The organism is Methanomassiliicoccaceae archaeon, from assembly GCA_034928305.1.
Lineage (GTDB): Archaea > Thermoplasmatota > Thermoplasmata > Methanomassiliicoccales > Methanomethylophilaceae > VadinCA11.
This window is the reverse complement of record JAYFOZ010000002.1, coordinates 79,070-95,585: the sequence shown is the minus strand read 5'-3', so window position 1 is coordinate 95,585 and position 16,516 is coordinate 79,070. Positions and strand designations below refer to the sequence as shown.

The following is a 16,516-nucleotide window of genomic DNA, read 5'->3' as shown; positions in this document are numbered from 1 at the left end:
TCACTTCTTCTTCGTCTTCTCGTAGTCGGAGATGAACTTGGCGATGCCTTCGTCCGTCTTCGGGTGAGAGACCATTTTCAGAAGAATATCGTATGGAATTGTAGCTATGTCGCATCCGGAAAGGGCCGCGTCCAGAACGTGGACGGGGCTCCTTATGCTGGCCGCGATCACTTCCGTCCCATAGTCGTAGTTGCCTAGCACGCCGCAGATCTGGTTGAGCAGATCGATGCCGTACATCCCTATGTCGTCGAGACGGCCTATGAACGGAGAGACGTATTTCGCTCCGGCCTTCGCAGCCATCAGCGCCTGTTGGGGCGAGAATATCAGCGTCATATTGACATCGATGCCCTCGGAAGAGAGGACCTTCGCGGCCTTCATCGAGTCGATGCACATCGGCAGCTTCACGTTGATATTCTTGTGTATCTTAGACAGTTCCCTTCCTTCTTTTACCATGTCTTCCCATTTCGGGGACATGGCCTCAGCGGATATCGGCCCGTCGACGATCTGTGCGATCTCCTTTACACGTGTCCTGACGTCCGTGCCTTCCTTAGCGATTAGGCTGGGGTTCGTGGTAACTCCATCGAGTATGCCCCAGCTGTTGATCTCCTTGATCATGTCCAGATTTGCGGTGTCTATGAAAATCTTCATATTGTCATCTCTTTTTCTTTATTGCCCTGCGGGCCGCTTCCGCTATATCGCTGGATGTGAGCCCATACTTTACAAAAAGCTCGGCAGGGGACCCGGATTCGCCAAACATGTCCATTGTGCCGATCCTCTGAACGGGCGATGGCAGTTCTTCAGAAATCAGTTCCGAAACCGCGGACCCGAGTCCGCCTATGATGCTGTGCTCCTCGGCGGTGACGGCACACCCAGTCCCGGACACGGATGCCAGGACTGTTTCTCTGTCGAGCGGTTTTATCGTCGATACGTTGATCACTTCAGCGGAGATGCCTTCTTTCCTCAGCTCTTCCGCGGCCTCGATGCAATTGAAGACCATCTGCCCGGTACCGAACAAAGAAACGTCCTTCCCCTCGAGGAGGACCTTTGCCTTGCCTATCGTAAATTTCTCGCCCTCTTTGCTGACAGTGGGAACAGGCGAGCGACCCATCCTCATGTAGACCGGTCCGTCGTATTCGGCTATGGCCATCGTCGCCGCGTACGTCTCGTACGCGTCCGCAGGCGATATGACCGTCATGTTCGGAAGAGTGCGCATAAGCGAGATGTCCTCAAGGGCCTGGTGGGTCGCGCCGTCCTCTCCCACGCTGATGCCGCAGTGGGTCGCCACTATCTTGATGTTCAGTTTAGGATATGCCGCACAGAGCCTTATCTGCTCCCAGCACCTTCCTGTCGCGAATACTCCGAAAGTGGATGCGAAAACAGTCTTCCCTTCGGCAGCGAGACCGGAAGAAATGCCTATCATGTTCTGCTCGGCTATGCCGACCTCGACGAACCTTTCGGGACAGACCTTCTGGAACTCCGATGTTTTGGTCGAACCTGCCAGGTCCGCATCCAATACCACTATGTCTTCACGGCATGCGAGGGCCCTGAGCGCCTTTCCGTAATAGTCGCGTTGCGCTAACATCTGGCTCATCTGCAGAACCTCATTGCTTCCTCTAGTTCGTTCTCAGCGCAGACCGCCTCTTCTTGGTTACAGCTCTTTCCGTGGAAGGCCACATTGTTCTCCATGAACGAGACGCCTTTGCCTTTTATCGTGTTCATTATGACCACTGTGGGCCTGGTGCGGGCCCTCTTGGCCCAGTTGCAGGCATTGATTATCTGTCCGATGTTGTGGCCGTCTACCGTGACGACCCTCCATCCGAACGACTCCCATTTGCGTTCCAGTGGCTCTATGCTCATCACATCGTCGGTACAACCGGATATCTGGAGACGGTTGCGGTCCACGAAAGCCACAAGGTTGTTGAGCTTGTATTGGGAAGCGAACATCGCCGCCTCCCAGTTCATTCCGCTCTGCAGCTCGCCGTCGCCGATAAGACAGTAGACCCTGTGCTTCTTACCGTCCATTTTGGCTGCCAGCGCAAAACCGCAAGCCATGCTGAGGCCCTGTCCCAGCGATCCCGTGGACATCTCGACCCCGGGGACCTTCCCGCGCACCGGGTGCCCCTGGAGCCTGCTGTTGATCTTTCTGAGAGTCATCAGCTCGTCGACCGGGAAGTACCCGGATTCGGCCAGCGATGCATATAATATGGGAGCTACGTGCCCTTTGGAAAGTATGAACCTGTCTCTTCCATCCCATGAGGGATCGGAGGGGCGGTGGTTCATCACCCTGAAATAGAGCACGGCCATAAGGTCGGCGGACGAAAGAGAGCCTCCGGGATGCCCGGACCCGGCCTCGGACGTCATCTCTATGACATCGAGCCTGAGTTTGTTTGCGACTTCCTTTAGCTCCTTTTCGCTTTTGGCCAACCTTATCACCAAAATCAGTCGCTCTCTATCCTCGGAGCCAAGAGGTAATCTACTTTGCCTTTTCCTTCCGCTATCTCGAACCTTATATTGATCGGATAATCTTTATCGAGCTCGATGTTCACGACCGTACCTGCGGGAATCGCCTTTACCAGGTTCGCGAAATAATCGAGGGGGAAGAGGCTGCAGTATGTTCCTTCGGCCTCGAGACTTACAAGTTTCTCCTTGGGAACTATCAGGCTCGCAGAGTCTGTGTCTCCCTCACACGAAAGCTCGAATCCTTCCGGGCTCGCTGTGAGCGCGATGTGGTCCGATATTGTCTCGGATGCACGGATGCCCTGCTGTAGCTCGTCCACGGCAATCCTCACCTTGGCGGATAAAGAAAGCTGCGGAACCTTTGGATCGTTCATCCCCGAAGTGTCCACCAGGTGCATGCGGCGAGTGATATTCCCCACCTTGAATATGAGTTTACCATGGTCGTCGTCCTGCTCTATGGTGATTATGTCACCTGACGATGCCAGTTTGAGCACGCTCTTCACCTTGTCGAGATCGAGCCCGATCTCTGTCTCGTCGGCTACGTAAGATTCGAAGGCGCCGGCATCGATGCGGAGCTCTATCATGGCAACATGTGCCGGGTCTACCGCTTTCAAGCTCATTCCCTCGGGATCCACGGTGAACTTGACCTCGTCAATGAGCGTGGAAACGATATTTACGAGCCCCTTCATCGTATCGGACTTTATCTCTGCCTTGAACATTGTTTCACCTTCTGGATTGCTCAATATTCTCTCCAGGAATGGTTGCACTTGCAGCAACGGTAAATCCTGGTTTCGGGTTCATCGGCGGCACGTGTCTGCCTTATGACAAAGTATGCCTCCGTATGGCTGCAAAGGGGACACGCTATGCGCGTCTTGGGAAGTGTCGCCACATCCTCCTTGATCACAGTCATTTCCTTTTCGTTGGAGCCGGTGACGATTACGTGCGATGCTCCGATTTCCTTTTCTTCGTCGCAAGCGCTGCAGACGTACTTCCCTTCATTAGGGAACATCAAAGATCCGCACTGAGAACAAAACAAGCTATCACTGATATCCCCATTGGATGACGATATTAATAAGTTATCACGCGCACGAGGATTAGCATCCGTCTTTACTTCTGGACACCATCTTTACCATTGCCGTGGACCTCGGAGCGCCTAAGAATATCTGAAAACGGGCTCTGGGTCTTTTCATGTGAAGATGCGGTCGGCGTGACCCCTTCACCAACGGTCGTTGTTACCGCCTGCACTGTAGTTGTCACCGCTTTCTTTTTCATCGACGCTGCGGCGTCCGAACGCTGCCTGGTATCCTTGCCGACGCTTACTGCCGATTCCCTGACGGATGTGCAGTCGTTGTAGGACTCGAACCCCAGCTTCTTGCCTTTCTCATAGAGTTGCACAGACCTTGCCAAAGGCCTGATCGCCGAATAGACCGCCCCTGACGCAATAAGCGATGTGGCTTCCCGGCGGTACAGGCCGGAAAGGGAACCGCCTACGCAACCGAAGGCGACCATTATGCCCAGAGGCGTCAGAGCTAGCTCCGCCGTCCCGGGGTTAAAGAAATAATTGATATAAATCCCGGCCCTCGAGTATACTCCTATCAAAGTGCCGGCTGCCGCATCCACAGCCGTATTTGGGAACCCCGCGGGGCCGAGAAGATAATATGAAGCGGCCATTACGGCCAACATTAGGCTGCCACCAGCTATGGAAGAGGAGATAGCTCCTTTTATGAATGACCCAGATCTTCTGCCGACATAATAGCCTGCTACAGCTGGGCCTATGAATGGGATCCACCACAGTACGGCGGCCAGGGCGAACCCTCCGGCCATAGCCCTGCCTGTGCTATACGGTGCGTTGCCGCCTGCGCCACCAATATTTTTGGCTGACGAACTATACTTAGTAGTTTGCATCCCATCTCCCCTTATTCGTTATGCGTTTAATAAGTTTGGGTAGAACGTCCCGGCAATGGGCTCTCGATCCCTGCTTCGCCCTTACGTCGAGCATCGTGTTTTTGGGACAGCCTGGCTGTTTGTTTTTTGTAGGCTTTGTAGGCTTCCTTATCTCTGTATTTACTTTGTTTTGTAGTTCTTGCCGTTCTTATTCCACTTGAAATCTTCGGCCTCCGGCTCCAGATCGTATACTGCCATCATAAGCGAGACCATGATCACCCAGACGAGAGCAGATATGATGAATGCCATTCCGTACAGTATGTTCGAATAGTACGTTACGGCCATTATGAGCGCCAAAACTATCGACAGTATCAGGGACACGTACTCTCTGTTGACGGCTCCGCTCAAAGCATCCATCAGGGCGGCCAGAACGATCAGGGCGACGAAGATCGAGACGAAATTCGCCTCGACGTCGGGCGCCTGGTATCCGATTATAGCCAAAGTTACACCGGCGAACACTGTCGCGATACCTCCGATCATGTGCACCGGCCCGTCCCTGCGGGCGGCAAACCCAATTCCAAAGAGGGCCCCCAGTGCACCCGCGGACGTCAGGCCTATCCTGTAAATGTCATCGACTAGCAGCTCCGCCGGGTCGCTGGAACCGACCTCCCATGTGCTGATGCCGTTTGAGGCCGACCACAAAGTGGCCGCATATATTATTGCCGCCATAATTCCAAAGAACCCAAAATAACTGGTACTGCTGCGTGCTTGCCCCATGGACACCGTTAAGTATTGACCGATATTTTAAGTTGTGGCACATTTGATTTTCCAGCCTATGAAATAACTCTTTAGCATATAAGGAAACTAAATATACCGCGATACAATAGCCAGTTTAGGACTTGCACATTATGTCCTGATTTACAGTCAAAGGAGAGGCGTTCTGCCCCTCTTTTTCACAGCCTATGGCAATATAAAAAGGAGAATAACAATGAAAGTAAAATATCGATTTTTGGGCGGCGCGGATATAGTCGGCCGCATGGGACTTACAATGGAAGGTCCTAAAAAGACAATCCTGATTGAATACGGGCTGAGCCCTTCCAAGCCGCCCGAGTATCCGATGCCCGCGCCGCGCGTGGACCACGTGTTTTTGACACACGGCCACCTCGACCACTGCGGCATGATCCCTGTGGTTTGCGGCGGGCAGGACTGCGAGCTTTTCACAACACCGGTGACCGCAGAGGTAGGAGAACTTCTGATGAACGACTCGCTGAAGATCGCCAAAGCCGAGAACTACCCTCAGCCATATTCTGCCGGCGATATCGAGAGAACCATGAGCAACGTGGTCCCGCTGACGTTCGGCGATACTATTGAGATCGGAAAGGCGGACGTTACCCTTTACTCGGCAGGGCACATCCCGGGAGCGGCCATGTTCATGTTCGAAGGAGATACCACGACACTCTACAGCGGCGACATACACACTGCAGACCAGAGATTGGTGCTGGGAGCTAAGCCGGTCGGTTGCGAGAACCTGTTCATCGAAGGTACCTATGGAGGGCGCAATCATCCCCCGAGGAGCCAGACCGAGGTCCAGTTCCTCAACAAGGTGCGCGAGGTCGTGGAAAGAGGCGGGACGTGCATCATCCCCTGCTTTGCAATCGGCAGGACACAAGAGATCATGTTGCTGCTGAAAGACCTGAAGTACGAAATGTGGGTCGACGGCATGGGGCGCTCCGTTACACGCATGTTCCTGGATTATCCTGAATACCTGCGCGACCCCAAAAAGCTCAGGGCGGCAAAGAGGAATTTCAACACTGTAAAGAATTCGAACATGAGGCGCAACGCCTCCAAGGGACAGGTCATCGTCACGACAGGCGGAATGATGGACGGCGGACCTGTGCTGGGATATGTGAACAACGTCAAGAACGACCCGAAGAGCGCGATCCTAATCGTCGGATATCAGGCCGAAGGCACCAACGGAAGCCTGCTCCTCGAGCAGGGCAGCATGGTCATTGACGGCGAAGCATACAAGATAGAATGCGAAGTGCAGAGGTTCGACTTCTCCGCTCATGCAGACCACAGCGAGATCATTGACTTCATCCAGAAATGCGATCCGAAAAATGTCGTCTTTATGCACTCGGAGGTCAGGGAACTGTTCCTCCCCGACCTGCAGGACTATAATGTGATCCTGCCGGAACTGGGAAAAGAATTCGAACTGGAAGTATGAGCATGGTCGGCCTTGAACGTTTTTTGAAAGAGGACATAGGAAGGGGCGATGTAACGGCCGGCCTTATCCCCGATGTGAACGGCAGAGCTTCGATCATCTGCGAGGAAGATGCCGTGATAGCAGGTCTTGAAGAAGCTTGCGAAATATTTTCGATTATCGGAGGGGACGCCACCGCCCTTGTAAAAGACGGAGCGCGCGTCAGAGCGGGAACAAGGATCATTTCGGTGAGCGGCCCCGTGAGGGGGCTGTTGAGCACCGAACGTACCGCCCTCAACTTCCTTATGAAGATGAGCGGGATAGCGACCGCCACATCTGCGGCCGCAGACCTGCTCAGGGAAAAGGACCCGGACATCCTTGTCTGCGGCACCAGGAAAACAACTCCCGGATTCCGAGAGTACGAGAAGAAGGCCGTCAGGCTCGGCGGCGGAGCCGAGCACAGGTTCGGACTGGACGACATGGTCCTGATCAAGGACAATCACATCAAAGCCTGCGGATCGGTCCGCAGCGCCATGGAGAGGGCCTCTAAGGCACCTTTCAACCTGAAAATAGAGATAGAGGTCAGCAGCATCGAGGACGCTGAGACGGCGGCAGAAATGGGGGCCGACATAATAATGGCGGATAACATGAAACCCGTCGACGTGAAAAAACTCCGCGCCGCGGTTCACAAAAAGAATCCGAGGGCGCTAGTGGAAGCCTCCGGAAACATCACGCTAGCGAACGTGGCGAAGTACGCCGGGTGCGCGGACCTGGTTTCGATGGGCTCCCTGACCCACTCCTCCGGCTCCATACAGTTCTCGATGGACCTGGATTAAAGCTTGGTGCGATGATATCTGGAGGTGTCCGCCCCCCATCCCATGGAACGGGCGACCACTTCCGATATGTGCATCACTGGATATTTCGCAGAGATGTCCAGTCTGCGGAAGCAGAAAACGCACGATACCACTGCGAACCCTGCACCCGCTTCCTTGAACTCGCCCACCGTGTCCTGAAGAATTCCGTTGGCTATCTGGTCGTTAACTCCCTGCAGACCTCCCCCGCAGCACATGGGCTTCCTGATGACTATGTTATTACATCCTGCCGCGTCGAGTATCTCTGACATCATTGTGCCTGCATCCGATCCCCTGATTTTATACGCAAACTCCCCGTGACATCCGGGAAAAACTGCACCCATGCCATCTGCTGGCACTTTAGCCAGCCTGCGTATCCCATCGATGTTCTCATACAGGAATTCTAGCAGGCCGCGGACGTCCGCCGTCCCGAAATCCATTCCGACCTTCGATAGCCTTTCTTTGGCATCTGCGGCGCCTTCTTCGGTCTTTAGGGCTTCTTCCGATGACGATAATGAAAGATTGCATCCCTCGCAGAGGGTCACCAGCGATTCTCCGCGGTTCATCGAATGTACCATGCTCCCGACAGACATCCACATGTCCGGGTCCATCGACCTCAGGCCTGTGGGCTCGAAACAGCACATGCTGCACCCCGACGGAGATATCTCGATCTCCAGCCTCTCCGCTATGTACCTTACTGCCGACTCGACGAACGGGAGCCTCGAACTTACCGTACATCCCGGGAAAAGCTTCATTGTACCCTTCTCCCGGACATCTTTTCCAACTTCTCGGGCACTCCTGGATCTCTGCATATTTTTGAAAGGCCGAACGCGTTGCGTTCTTCGTCGGTCGAACCCGCTGTGCTCATCGTGTCTCCCGCCTTCCTGAAATTTCCATAAACCCTGCCGAACCTTTCCGGGAAGTTGCCTGCCTCCGCTTCGTTATTGCGGAGCGCCAGCACCAATCCTGCTACCTCTATCCCCTTAGGGCACACCATACTGCACCTGTGGCACATCAGGCATGTCCAGGGATCTCCGGCATAATTTCCTTCTCGGACCCCCAATACCGTCTCGTTAGGTATGATGCCTCCATGCTTTGCCGATGGGCAGTTCCGTGTGCATTTCTTGCACTGGATGCATTTCACCAGTTCGAACTTTATCGCGAGGGCCCCTTGTTCCATGTCCGCATATCTACCTTGATTTAGATAACGCTTGTTTTTTACCTGAGTTTCGCATTGTCCTATGCATGACGATAAATTTCAGCGATTATCCGTGCGAGATCTGCGGAAAAACTTCCACCAACTTCGTTTACGCGGCGTTTGTCTGCGACGATCCCGAGTGTATCGAGAAGGCGCGCGTTGAACGCGGAGGGCCGGGAGGGCACATGAAGAGGAAGGCCGAGGGGAAACCCATCATACCGGGCGACCTTGAAGAACGTTCTAGAAATTAATGAACGGTAAATTGTTTTTTCATTGCTGGCACTGTAACATCAGTGTCTGAATACACGGCATCCAGTGAAAACCATGGCGATGTTGTGCTCGTCGGCGGCATCGATGACCTCCTGGTCCCTGATACTTCCTCCGGGCTGTATTATCGCGGTGATCCCCGCCTCCGCGGCCGTGTCCACCCCGTCCCTGAAAGGGAAGAACGCATCCGATGCCATTACGCACCCCTGAGTGGGTTCGTTGGCCTTCATGGCCGCTATCTTGGCGGAATCCACACGGCTCATCTGTCCGGCGCCGATCCCCACCGCACGCTCGCCCTTCACATATACCACTGCATTGGACGTAACGTGCTTCGCGAGCTTCCATGCGAACAGCAGCGAGTGCACCTCTTCGCCCGTGGGTGCACGTTTGGTGACGACAGTAAGCTTCTCCGGGTCGATCTCCAGATCCTCGTCCGTCTGTACCAGCATGCCTCCCTGGACCTTCTTCATCTTGTATTCGCGGTGCCTCTGTCCGGGCCCTATGGGACGTCCGGTCCTGAGTATCCGAAGATTCTTCTTGGTCATCAGAAGCTCTAGGGCCTCGGGGGCGTAGTCCGGGCATATTATCGCCTCTACAAAATGTTTCTTGACCTCTTCCGCGGTTGCCATGTCGCAGTCCCTGTTCAGGGCGATCACGCAACCGTATGCCGATAACGGATCTACATCGTACGCCGTTACAAAGGCCTTCGCGATCGTGTCGGCGGACGCCAGTCCGCACGGGTTGGTATGTTTCATTACCACAGCGGTAGGTTTCTCGAAATCCATTGCAATATCGAGCGATTTGTCAAGGTCCAGGATGTTATTGTAGGATAGCTGCTTACCATGCAGCTGCTCCGCCTTGGGTACCGTCGTCCCTTCCGTGAAGGGGTCCCTGTAGAACGCGGCCTTCTGATTGGGGTTCTCCCCATACCTGAGGTCCTCCACCTTTTCGCTGGGAATAGGGAACGAATCGGGAAATCCCTCGCAGAACTTCGAGTGCATCCTGCTGGCTATCATCGCGTCATAGTTCGCCGTGGCTATGAAGGCCTCCGCCATCAGTCTGCCCAAGGTCGCCCGGGATATCTGGCCGCCCTCTTTCATCTCGCTCAGAACATCGGAGTACTGGCTCTTGTCGGTTATGACTGCGACGGACTCATAGTTCTTGGCTGCCGCGCGTATCATGCTGGGCCCTCCGATATCGATGTTCTCGACTATCTCTTCGAAAGAGATGCCGTCCTTGAGGGCGGCCTCCTTGAACGGATACAGGTTGATGACCACCATGTCGATCGGCGATATTCCCATTTCCTCGATCGCCTTCATGTGGGCCGGCATATCCCTGCGTGCAAGAATTCCCGCGTGCACCTTGGGGTGCAATGTCTTGACACGCCCGTCCAGCATCTCCGGGAACCCGGTGAGTTCGGATACTTCTGCCGCCTTCACTCCGTTATCTTTCAACAGTTTGTACGTCCCGCCTGTGGATATTATCTCGACACCCGCGGACTCCAGCTCTTTAGCAAAATCGACTATGCCGGTCTTATCTGAAACGCTGATAATCGCCCTTTTGATCTTTACCAGTACTATTCCCCCTCGTTAGAGGCGCAAACATTTACTGCGTGCATGCCCCGGAGGGTTTCGCTCTACAAAAATATATCATCGGGCCGGCCCCTAGATCCGACCGGCCCGGAAAAAGTTTGATGAAGTTTTAAAGGAACTGCTTCATCACGCGGTCTGCCCTGTCCTCTAGGGTCTCGACCCCGGTGACCCTGTTCGCGATCTTCGTGAGGGCTACGATGTCCTCGTTCTCGATCGAGTCCAGGGTGAACCTGCGGGTACCGGCCATAAGCTGCTTCAGACCCTCTCCGAGCCTGTCGTGCATGTACGTGTAGAGGGCGACACCTCCCCAGGGGATGTCGGTTCCGAGCTCCTTGTCGGGGTACATCTTGGCTACCGTCTTGCCGGATATCATGTACTTTTCCGGCTGTTCTCCGTACTGCTTGGCGAAACCGGCCGGAAGCTTGCCTTCTGCGGCGAGCTCCGCGAAGTGCTTACCCTTCATGGCCGCGGTGATCGGTGCCCTCGCCATAGCTATGGACTTGCATATCGGTCCGTCGCCCATGTCCGAAAGCGCGAACGCCTTGTACATCTGCGATTCGTTTACGAATCCTCCTGCGAAAGAAATGTCGGGAACATATCTTCCCTTCTTTCTCAGGTACCAGGCGCACTGCATTACCTGTGCGTAGAGCCAGATCGTCGGGGTGCTGAGCTCGTTCATGTGCATGACCGGCGACATTCCCGTTCCGCCTCCGGCACCGTCGAAAGTGACCAGGTCCAGCTTGGCTTCGGAAGCCACCTTCATCGTGAACGCCACTGCCTCCGGCTTATAGGCCCCGGTCTTCAGGAACACGCTCTTGGCGCCCATGGACCTGAGGTTGTCTATGTCTTCGAGGAACGACCTGCGCTCCGGGAACCCTACGCGGCTGTGCCTCTCGAACGACTTGAATATGCCTGCCTTGAACGCCTCTTGGACGGCGGGATCCTCCGGGTCCGGCATTACTATGTATCCGCGGGCCTTGAGCTCGAGCGCCCTTTCAAGAGTGTTGAGCCTGACCTCTCCGCCGATCGCCTTGGCCCCCTGACCCCACTTCCTCTCGATGACCTCCACGTCCAGCTTGGACAGCCCGTATTCGTCCACTCCTCCGCGTTGGTCCTCGACGTTCGTCTGGAGCACGATGCGGCCGTTCTCTCCGTCCCAGAAATCCATGTAGGACTTCACGCGGAATGCCAGGTCCTTGGAGGACTGCACCTTTCCGTTTGAGTATACTGCATCGCCGTCCATTCCGCAGACGTTCTCTCCTATGACCTCACACACACCAGAGATCGCCGCACCGGACGCCAGCTCGCGCCAGTTGGTCTTCGCCACCGCGGTTGATCCCAGTCCTGCGATGTGGAAAGGCAGGGACATCTTGATGGGGTTCTTTCCCCTTGAACCTATGACCGTGTTGATCTTTGCATTCTCGAAGAACGCCACGTCCGAGCTGGGCTCTATTCCCTTGGCCCCGAGGAGCTCGGCCATTATCTGGAAGTGTGACCAGTCCAGGAAATAGTCCTTGTTCGATGCGGCGGTGCTCTTTCCGAAGTGCTCCTGACTGGGGTATAGGACTTCTCTTCCCCTGAAGGCTCCCTTGGCTACCTCGCATATAACGTTACAGTCCTCCGTGCACACCGGGCACATGCCGCTGACAGGGCAGACGTCCTTGACACGGGTCGTCGTATCGGTCGTCGACTTCGAGTTTTCGATGGTATACATTTTTGATCTCCTTGGCAGCGTGAGGCTGTCTATACTCGAATATGCACTTTTCAGATATAAATGTAACCGTTATGTATCGATTATTTTCGATAATATTAGACAAATGTCTAGCCATAATTAGAATAGCTAGATGCCGTATTATTGAATATCATAATATGGTCGCGAATATCGTAAAGACTCCTTTAGCGAAAGATATTAACGCAGAACGTATCACAACGGCGATGAAGAAACAGGACCTGGAGATCGCCCTGGAGAGGCTGGAGCCTATTTCGGAACCGGATGCCTCTCTCGAGCAGTATCCTACGCCCGCCACTGTGGTCGCGGACATAGTCTTCGAGGCCTACCGGAGCGGGGACGTCGCCGACATGAAGGTCTTGGACCTTGGTTGCGGCAACGGTGTTTTCGCCATAGCGGCGACGCTCATGGGCGCGGGCACCTCGCTGGGTTACGATGTCTCGAAAAAAGCCGTCATGACCGCCGAGAAGAACGCGCTTTCCGCGGGCGTTGACTCTGCATTCTTCGTTTCCGATGTAAAAAACGTAAATGAGGGGGCCGACACGGTCTTTATGAACCCCCCTTTCGGGTGTCAGACCCGTAACGCTGACCGTCCTTTCTTGGACAAAGCTATGGAGCTCTCTGAATGCGTCTATTCCGTGCATAAAGCGGAAACGACAGAATTCGTCATCAAATACTGCGAGAAGAAGGGAAGGAAAGCATCCCTTTGTAAAGTATATAAGTACGATATTCTTCATACATTCGAATTCCATAGAGAGAAGAAGCGCAGCATTGAGATAGCTGTTGTTAACATAAGGTGATTTGATATGAAGAATAAAATTGAGGTTTTCCCCGGGGACGAGGTAGCAGTAGAAGAAGAGTATCTTGCGTCGGACGGGACCTTCGCGGATAACGGTAAAATTTACGCATCCCAGATAGGATATCTGGTACTGGACGACGAAGAATGCGTCGCCAGGGTGATCACCCCTAATCCCCCCAACATTCTGAAGTACGGCGACGTGGTGTACGCGATCGTCGCCGATATAAGGAACACGATGGCCACGGCGGACGTGGTCGCCAAAGACGGCACCGAGAGACAGGTCGGCGGAGAGACCTACGCTACGCTCCACGTGTCGAAGATCTCGCCCGGTTACACCGACGATGTCGGGAAGGAGCTGAGGAAGGGAGATTTCATCAGAGCCATGGTGCTTGATACCGAACCTTCCCTGCAACTTACGACCAAGGACCAACATTTCGGCGTGATACGCGCATTGTGCGGAACATGCAAGACCGAAATGACCCGTAAAGGAATGGGACTGTACTGCCCTGAATGCAAGTACTCCATGCCCAGAAAGCTCGCGGACGACTATGGGAATGTCAAATTATGAGCAACGAACAGGACATAGAATCACTTAAGGCCGAGGTCGTCGCGCTCAGAGCCGAGGTCAAAGACCTAAAAGAGATAATCGGCGGACTATACGGGATGCTGGTCGACGAAGAGGGCTTCGAAGGAGCCCCCGTTCAAGGGGGATATATTACCTGAAGCTCATCTCACTGATATCCGGCGGAATCGATTCGCCCGTCGCGGCCTACGTGATGGCCGAGGCCGGCGCAGAGATCGTCCTTCTGCATATGGACAACACTCCGTACGGGGACGGCAGGTCCTTGGAGAACGTCAAGGTGCTGGCCGAACGGCTGAGAAAGATAACAGGTCAGGACGTTCCCCTTTATTCCGCGAAGCACGGCCCGAGCCAGACCCGCATAAGCGAGACCTGCGACACAAGATATCAGTGCGTTATGTGCAAGCGCACCATGCAACGCACCGCCAAGGAGCTTGCAAAAAGACTGGGCTGTACCGGGATAGTGATGGGCGATTCCCTGGGTCAGGTAGCCTCGCAGACACTTCGCAACATACGCGCAGAGAACGCCGGACTGGAATTCCCAGTCCTGAGGCCGCTTATCGGCTACGATAAATTGGAGATCGAGGAGATCGCCAAAAACATCGGAACTTACGAAATATCCATACGTCCGGCGGTCGGATGCACGATCGTACCCAAGGGGCCCGTCACTGAGGCCGAACTCCTTAAGGTGAGGGCCTTCGATGCCTCTTCTGACATCGACGCGATGGTTTCCGCATCGGCAGACTCTGCCGTGCGCATATCGTGATCAATAGAACGCCGGACAGTACGCCACATCTTCCTTGTCGTAGACCATATCGATGGTCACTCGGTTGATGTATTTGGCCTGAACCACAGAGATATACAGGATATTTTTCCCGATCTGGATTTTTATGTCGTTCGGCTTCGGGGGCTTGACGGTTATCGGGACAAGTGCTGGACCCGTGCATGCTGTGCACACCCTGTAGTCCCTGCCCTCTGCCAGAATTTTCTTCTTGACGTCTTCGTCTACCTCGATAGGCATGCGGTTCACAAAGTTCACCTTGTATTAATTTTGTTCCCTTTCTGCGAAGAATTCTACGATGTCCGAACACGGGTAGTCGGTGGGGCGCGCGTCTATCCCGTCCAGCACGGACGCCCTGCGGTCCAGTATTATCGCCGCCCCCGCGTCGTTCTCGGACCTGATCAGCCTTCCGATCGCCTGTCTGATCCTGCGCGTGGCCGGTATTTTGGATGCGTGCTCGAAACCATCTCCGAAAACGATCTCGCAGTATCTTGTGAATGCCTTGTGTTTGGCCGTCGGCCGAGGATACGGAATCCCGATTATCACTGCGACCTCCAGGTCTTTATCGGGGAAGTCGAGCCCCTCGCTTATACGTCCCCCTGTAACGGCGAATAATACGCTGTGCGGGGTGCTCCTGAACCCCTCCACTGCCTCCATTAGATCGATCTGGCTCATTCCCCTGATCTCGTAGAATATGTCCTTCCCTATACGGTCTGGAACTCGGCCCCTTATGAATGTGTCCATCAGTCTGTAGGATGGAAAAAATACGGCTGTGTTTCTGTCCGTGCATCTTACGATATCGACCGTCCGCTGCTCCATCCTCTCCACGTTTCCGGGGTCGCTCATCTCGTCGTATTTGGTGGAAACGTCGGTGACATACTCGATCAAAAGGTTCTCGGGATCGAACGGCGATCTGAAAATACGCGCTTCGGCATCCTCCAGCCCCAGTTCCGTTACGTACTCGTCGAGAGGTGCCAGTGTCCCGGACATATGTATTGACGCGTGGAACTCCGTCAGTGGTCCCGACGCCTCCCTGGGGTCCATGCAGTAGACTTTTAGCTTGGTGTTATCGCCGCCTATGACGAGCCTGACGTAAAATCCCTCTTCGGTAGAGTACCAATGCTGAAGAAACCTCCCGAGGGAACCGATGTAGCTGCGAGGGAGCTTCTTCCTCTTTTTCTTAGACTCGGAAACGGCTTCGCCGATGTCCAACAACGCCCTCTGAATAGCCGATATCGTCCTTGAGCTTACGCCCAGGCGCTCCATCAGCTCGTCCTGCAGGAAATACGGGGGGACCAGGCCGTCTTCCTCTACGAGATATTCCGCAGAGGCCGCTACGATTATGTCGTGGACGACTCCTGTGAAATCGGTTACCGTAAGGCCTTCCGCCACCTCGGGGTTCCCCATTTCCCTCGCTTCCCTCTCGGCAAGTGCCAGTGCATTGAGGCTGTATTCTGCGGTCATGACTTCTCTAAGATAGTCGGGAAGGTTGTGGGCCTCATCTACCACGGCTATCATCGATCTCAGCGGAGCGCCTGCCCATTCGATGAAATGATGAAGGACCGGAGGCATGAAGACGAATGGATATGGCGCTACGATCACGTCGGCCTCCGGCAATGCGTGCTTCATGAGTTCGTAAGGGCAAAGTTCGCCGTCCTCGCAATATGAGTTGAACTCCTCCTGCGAGGGGTGTCCTTTCCTAATATACTCAATAACGCTGGGTATATCTGTTTTCTCTATGTTTTCAAAGTATTTGCAGGCGCATACGCCGTTCTCTTTACGCTTGTACTCGGAACACAGTTTTGAAAGTTCTTCGGGGGTCCCGGTGGCAAGTTCCGGATCTCCCGCCATCATCGGGCATGTGGAGGCCTTCCTCCCTTGGAGAGGGACGCATAGCAAAGGCATCTTTTCCGATATGCGGGCGCATTCCGTCACTACCTGTTTGTGCTGGGACTTTGTCCTCGTCAGGTACACGACCTTGCATCCGGTGGACTTCGCCGCATCTATCGATGCCACCAGGGACGAGATGGTCTTGCCTGTCCCTGTACCGGATTCTACAACTGCGGCCCTGCCCGTTACAGCCGCTTCTCTGAGAAAATCGACCATCTCCCGCTGTCCTTCTCTGAATGGGTACGGGAAAAGGTCCATGCGGGAGTACCCGCATGGGAGTAAAAAGTA

General features: G+C 54.4%; 20 protein-coding genes. 7 read left to right on the top strand and 13 right to left on the bottom strand.

Going from position 1 to position 16,516, the window contains the following annotated elements; translation table 11 throughout:
• The 7 genes from fsa to VB016_02175 form a co-directional block, all read right to left on the bottom strand.
• Positions 1-648, bottom strand: a complete 648-nt coding sequence (fsa, locus tag VB016_02205; protein ID MEA4977353.1) for a fructose-6-phosphate aldolase — start codon at positions 646-648, stop codon at positions 1-3.
• A 4-nt stretch (positions 649-652) separates the two neighbouring features.
• Complete coding sequence (locus tag VB016_02200) at positions 653-1,591, bottom strand: transketolase family protein (protein MEA4977352.1); 939 nt, start codon at positions 1,589-1,591, stop codon at positions 653-655.
• Positions 1,588-2,433, bottom strand: a complete 846-nt coding sequence (locus VB016_02195) for a transketolase (protein MEA4977351.1) — start codon at positions 2,431-2,433, stop codon at positions 1,588-1,590. The genes VB016_02200 and VB016_02195 overlap by 4 nt, the downstream gene beginning before the upstream one ends.
• Positions 2,434-2,438: 5 nt before the next feature.
• Positions 2,439-3,176 carry a proliferating cell nuclear antigen (pcna) gene (gene pcn, locus VB016_02190; protein ID MEA4977350.1) on the bottom strand — a complete coding sequence of 246 codons (738 nt, stop codon included), beginning with the start codon at positions 3,174-3,176 and terminating at the stop codon, positions 2,439-2,441.
• 20 nt (positions 3,177-3,196) lie between these two features.
• The gene (locus VB016_02185; GenBank protein ID MEA4977349.1) at positions 3,197-3,493 is read right to left on the bottom strand and encodes a transcription factor S; all 297 of its coding nucleotides are present in this window, start codon (positions 3,491-3,493) and stop codon (positions 3,197-3,199) included.
• 71 nt (positions 3,494-3,564) lie between these two features.
• Positions 3,565-4,362, bottom strand: coding sequence for a hypothetical protein (locus VB016_02180; protein MEA4977348.1), 798 nt, complete (start codon positions 4,360-4,362; stop codon positions 3,565-3,567).
• 159 nt (positions 4,363-4,521) lie between these two features.
• Complete coding sequence (locus tag VB016_02175) at positions 4,522-5,118, bottom strand: hypothetical protein (protein MEA4977347.1); 597 nt, start codon at positions 5,116-5,118, stop codon at positions 4,522-4,524.
• Positions 5,119-5,329: 211 nt separating this feature from the next.
• Here VB016_02175 and VB016_02170 point away from each other — a divergent pair, with 211 nt between their 5' ends.
• On the top strand, positions 5,330-6,565 hold the full coding sequence (locus VB016_02170; GenBank protein ID MEA4977346.1) for an MBL fold metallo-hydrolase: 1,236 nt from the start codon (positions 5,330-5,332) through the stop codon (positions 6,563-6,565).
• Positions 6,562-7,377 (top strand): carboxylating nicotinate-nucleotide diphosphorylase, encoded by an 816-nt coding sequence (gene nadC / locus VB016_02165; GenBank protein ID MEA4977345.1) that lies wholly within the window; start codon positions 6,562-6,564, stop codon positions 7,375-7,377. Before VB016_02170 ends, nadC begins: the two co-directional genes overlap by 4 nt.
• Here the strand turns inward: nadC and VB016_02160 are convergent.
• Both VB016_02160 and VB016_02155 read right to left on the bottom strand, forming a co-directional pair.
• Positions 7,374-8,147 (bottom strand): heterodisulfide reductase-related iron-sulfur binding cluster, encoded by a 774-nt coding sequence (locus VB016_02160; GenBank protein ID MEA4977344.1) that lies wholly within the window; start codon positions 8,145-8,147, stop codon positions 7,374-7,376. The two genes, nadC and VB016_02160, sit on opposite strands and share 4 nt — an antisense overlap.
• Complete coding sequence (locus VB016_02155; protein MEA4977343.1) at positions 8,144-8,572, bottom strand: 4Fe-4S dicluster domain-containing protein; 429 nt, start codon at positions 8,570-8,572, stop codon at positions 8,144-8,146. Before VB016_02155 ends, VB016_02160 begins: the two co-directional genes overlap by 4 nt.
• 65 nt (positions 8,573-8,637) lie before the next feature.
• Between VB016_02155 and VB016_02150 the strand changes: the two genes are divergently transcribed.
• A complete protein-coding gene (locus tag VB016_02150) occupies positions 8,638-8,841 on the top strand; it encodes a hypothetical protein (GenBank protein ID MEA4977342.1) in 204 nt (67 codons plus the stop codon).
• A gap of 39 nt (positions 8,842-8,880) precedes the next feature.
• On the opposite strand, the gene purH is transcribed toward VB016_02150, so the two are convergent.
• Both purH and VB016_02140 read right to left on the bottom strand, forming a co-directional pair.
• Positions 8,881-10,422 carry a bifunctional phosphoribosylaminoimidazolecarboxamide formyltransferase/IMP cyclohydrolase gene (gene purH, locus VB016_02145; protein MEA4977341.1) on the bottom strand — a complete coding sequence of 514 codons (1,542 nt, stop codon included), beginning with the start codon at positions 10,420-10,422 and terminating at the stop codon, positions 8,881-8,883.
• 136 nt (positions 10,423-10,558) lie between these two features.
• A complete protein-coding gene (locus VB016_02140; GenBank protein ID MEA4977340.1) occupies positions 10,559-12,163 on the bottom strand; it encodes a glutamate synthase-related protein in 1,605 nt (534 codons plus the stop codon).
• Positions 12,164-12,384: 221 nt separating this feature from the next.
• On the opposite strand from VB016_02140, the gene VB016_02135 reads away from it, so the two are divergent.
• The 4 genes from VB016_02135 to VB016_02120 are packed head-to-tail and all read left to right on the top strand — an operon-like array spanning position 12,385 to position 14,323.
• On the top strand, positions 12,385-12,978 hold the full coding sequence (locus tag VB016_02135; GenBank protein ID MEA4977339.1) for an METTL5 family protein: 594 nt from the start codon (positions 12,385-12,387) through the stop codon (positions 12,976-12,978).
• A 6-nt stretch (positions 12,979-12,984) separates the two neighbouring features.
• The gene (locus VB016_02130; GenBank protein MEA4977338.1) at positions 12,985-13,545 is read left to right on the top strand and encodes an exosome complex RNA-binding protein Csl4; all 561 of its coding nucleotides are present in this window, start codon (positions 12,985-12,987) and stop codon (positions 13,543-13,545) included.
• Entirely contained in the window at positions 13,542-13,700 is a 159-nt protein-coding gene (locus VB016_02125; GenBank protein MEA4977337.1) for a hypothetical protein, read from the top strand. The genes VB016_02130 and VB016_02125 overlap by 4 nt, the downstream gene beginning before the upstream one ends.
• On the top strand, positions 13,688-14,323 hold the full coding sequence (locus VB016_02120) for a tRNA 4-thiouridine(8) synthase ThiI (GenBank protein MEA4977336.1): 636 nt from the start codon (positions 13,688-13,690) through the stop codon (positions 14,321-14,323). The genes VB016_02125 and VB016_02120 overlap by 13 nt, the downstream gene beginning before the upstream one ends.
• On the opposite strand, the gene VB016_02115 is transcribed toward VB016_02120, so the two are convergent.
• Positions 14,324-14,578 carry a hypothetical protein gene (locus VB016_02115; protein MEA4977335.1) on the bottom strand — a complete coding sequence of 85 codons (255 nt, stop codon included), beginning with the start codon at positions 14,576-14,578 and terminating at the stop codon, positions 14,324-14,326. It abuts the gene before it with no gap.
• Positions 14,579-14,602: 24 nt separating this feature from the next.
• Positions 14,603-16,486 (bottom strand): ATP-dependent DNA helicase, encoded by a 1,884-nt coding sequence (locus VB016_02110; protein MEA4977334.1) that lies wholly within the window; start codon positions 16,484-16,486, stop codon positions 14,603-14,605.
• Between the last annotated feature and the right edge of the window lie 30 nt (positions 16,487-16,516).

Coding starts and splice junctions, on each gene's coding strand:
- fsa (MEA4977353.1), bottom strand. CDS start 648: ATGAAGATTTTCATAGACACCGCAAATCTGGACATGATCAAGGAGATC.
- VB016_02200 (MEA4977352.1), bottom strand. CDS start 1,591: ATGAGCCAGATGTTAGCGCAACGCGACTATTACGGAAAGGCGCTCAGG.
- pcn (MEA4977350.1), bottom strand. CDS start 3,176: ATGTTCAAGGCAGAGATAAAGTCCGATACGATGAAGGGGCTCGTAAAT.
- VB016_02180 (MEA4977348.1), bottom strand. CDS start 4,362: ATGCAAACTACTAAGTATAGTTCGTCAGCCAAAAATATTGGTGGCGCA.
- VB016_02175 (MEA4977347.1), bottom strand. CDS start 5,118: ATGGGGCAAGCACGCAGCAGTACCAGTTATTTTGGGTTCTTTGGAATT.
- VB016_02170 (MEA4977346.1), top strand. CDS start 5,330: ATGAAAGTAAAATATCGATTTTTGGGCGGCGCGGATATAGTCGGCCGC.
- nadC (MEA4977345.1), top strand. CDS start 6,562: ATGAGCATGGTCGGCCTTGAACGTTTTTTGAAAGAGGACATAGGAAGG.
- VB016_02160 (MEA4977344.1), bottom strand. CDS start 8,147: ATGAAGCTTTTCCCGGGATGTACGGTAAGTTCGAGGCTCCCGTTCGTC.
- VB016_02155 (MEA4977343.1), bottom strand. CDS start 8,572: ATGGAACAAGGGGCCCTCGCGATAAAGTTCGAACTGGTGAAATGCATC.
- VB016_02150 (MEA4977342.1), top strand. CDS start 8,638: ATGACGATAAATTTCAGCGATTATCCGTGCGAGATCTGCGGAAAAACT.
- VB016_02140 (MEA4977340.1), bottom strand. CDS start 12,163: ATGTATACCATCGAAAACTCGAAGTCGACGACCGATACGACGACCCGT.
- VB016_02135 (MEA4977339.1), top strand. CDS start 12,385: ATGAAGAAACAGGACCTGGAGATCGCCCTGGAGAGGCTGGAGCCTATT.
- VB016_02130 (MEA4977338.1), top strand. CDS start 12,985: ATGAAGAATAAAATTGAGGTTTTCCCCGGGGACGAGGTAGCAGTAGAA.
- VB016_02125 (MEA4977337.1), top strand. CDS start 13,542: ATGAGCAACGAACAGGACATAGAATCACTTAAGGCCGAGGTCGTCGCG.
- VB016_02115 (MEA4977335.1), bottom strand. CDS start 14,578: ATGCCTATCGAGGTAGACGAAGACGTCAAGAAGAAAATTCTGGCAGAG.
- VB016_02110 (MEA4977334.1), bottom strand. CDS start 16,486: ATGGACCTTTTCCCGTACCCATTCAGAGAAGGACAGCGGGAGATGGTC.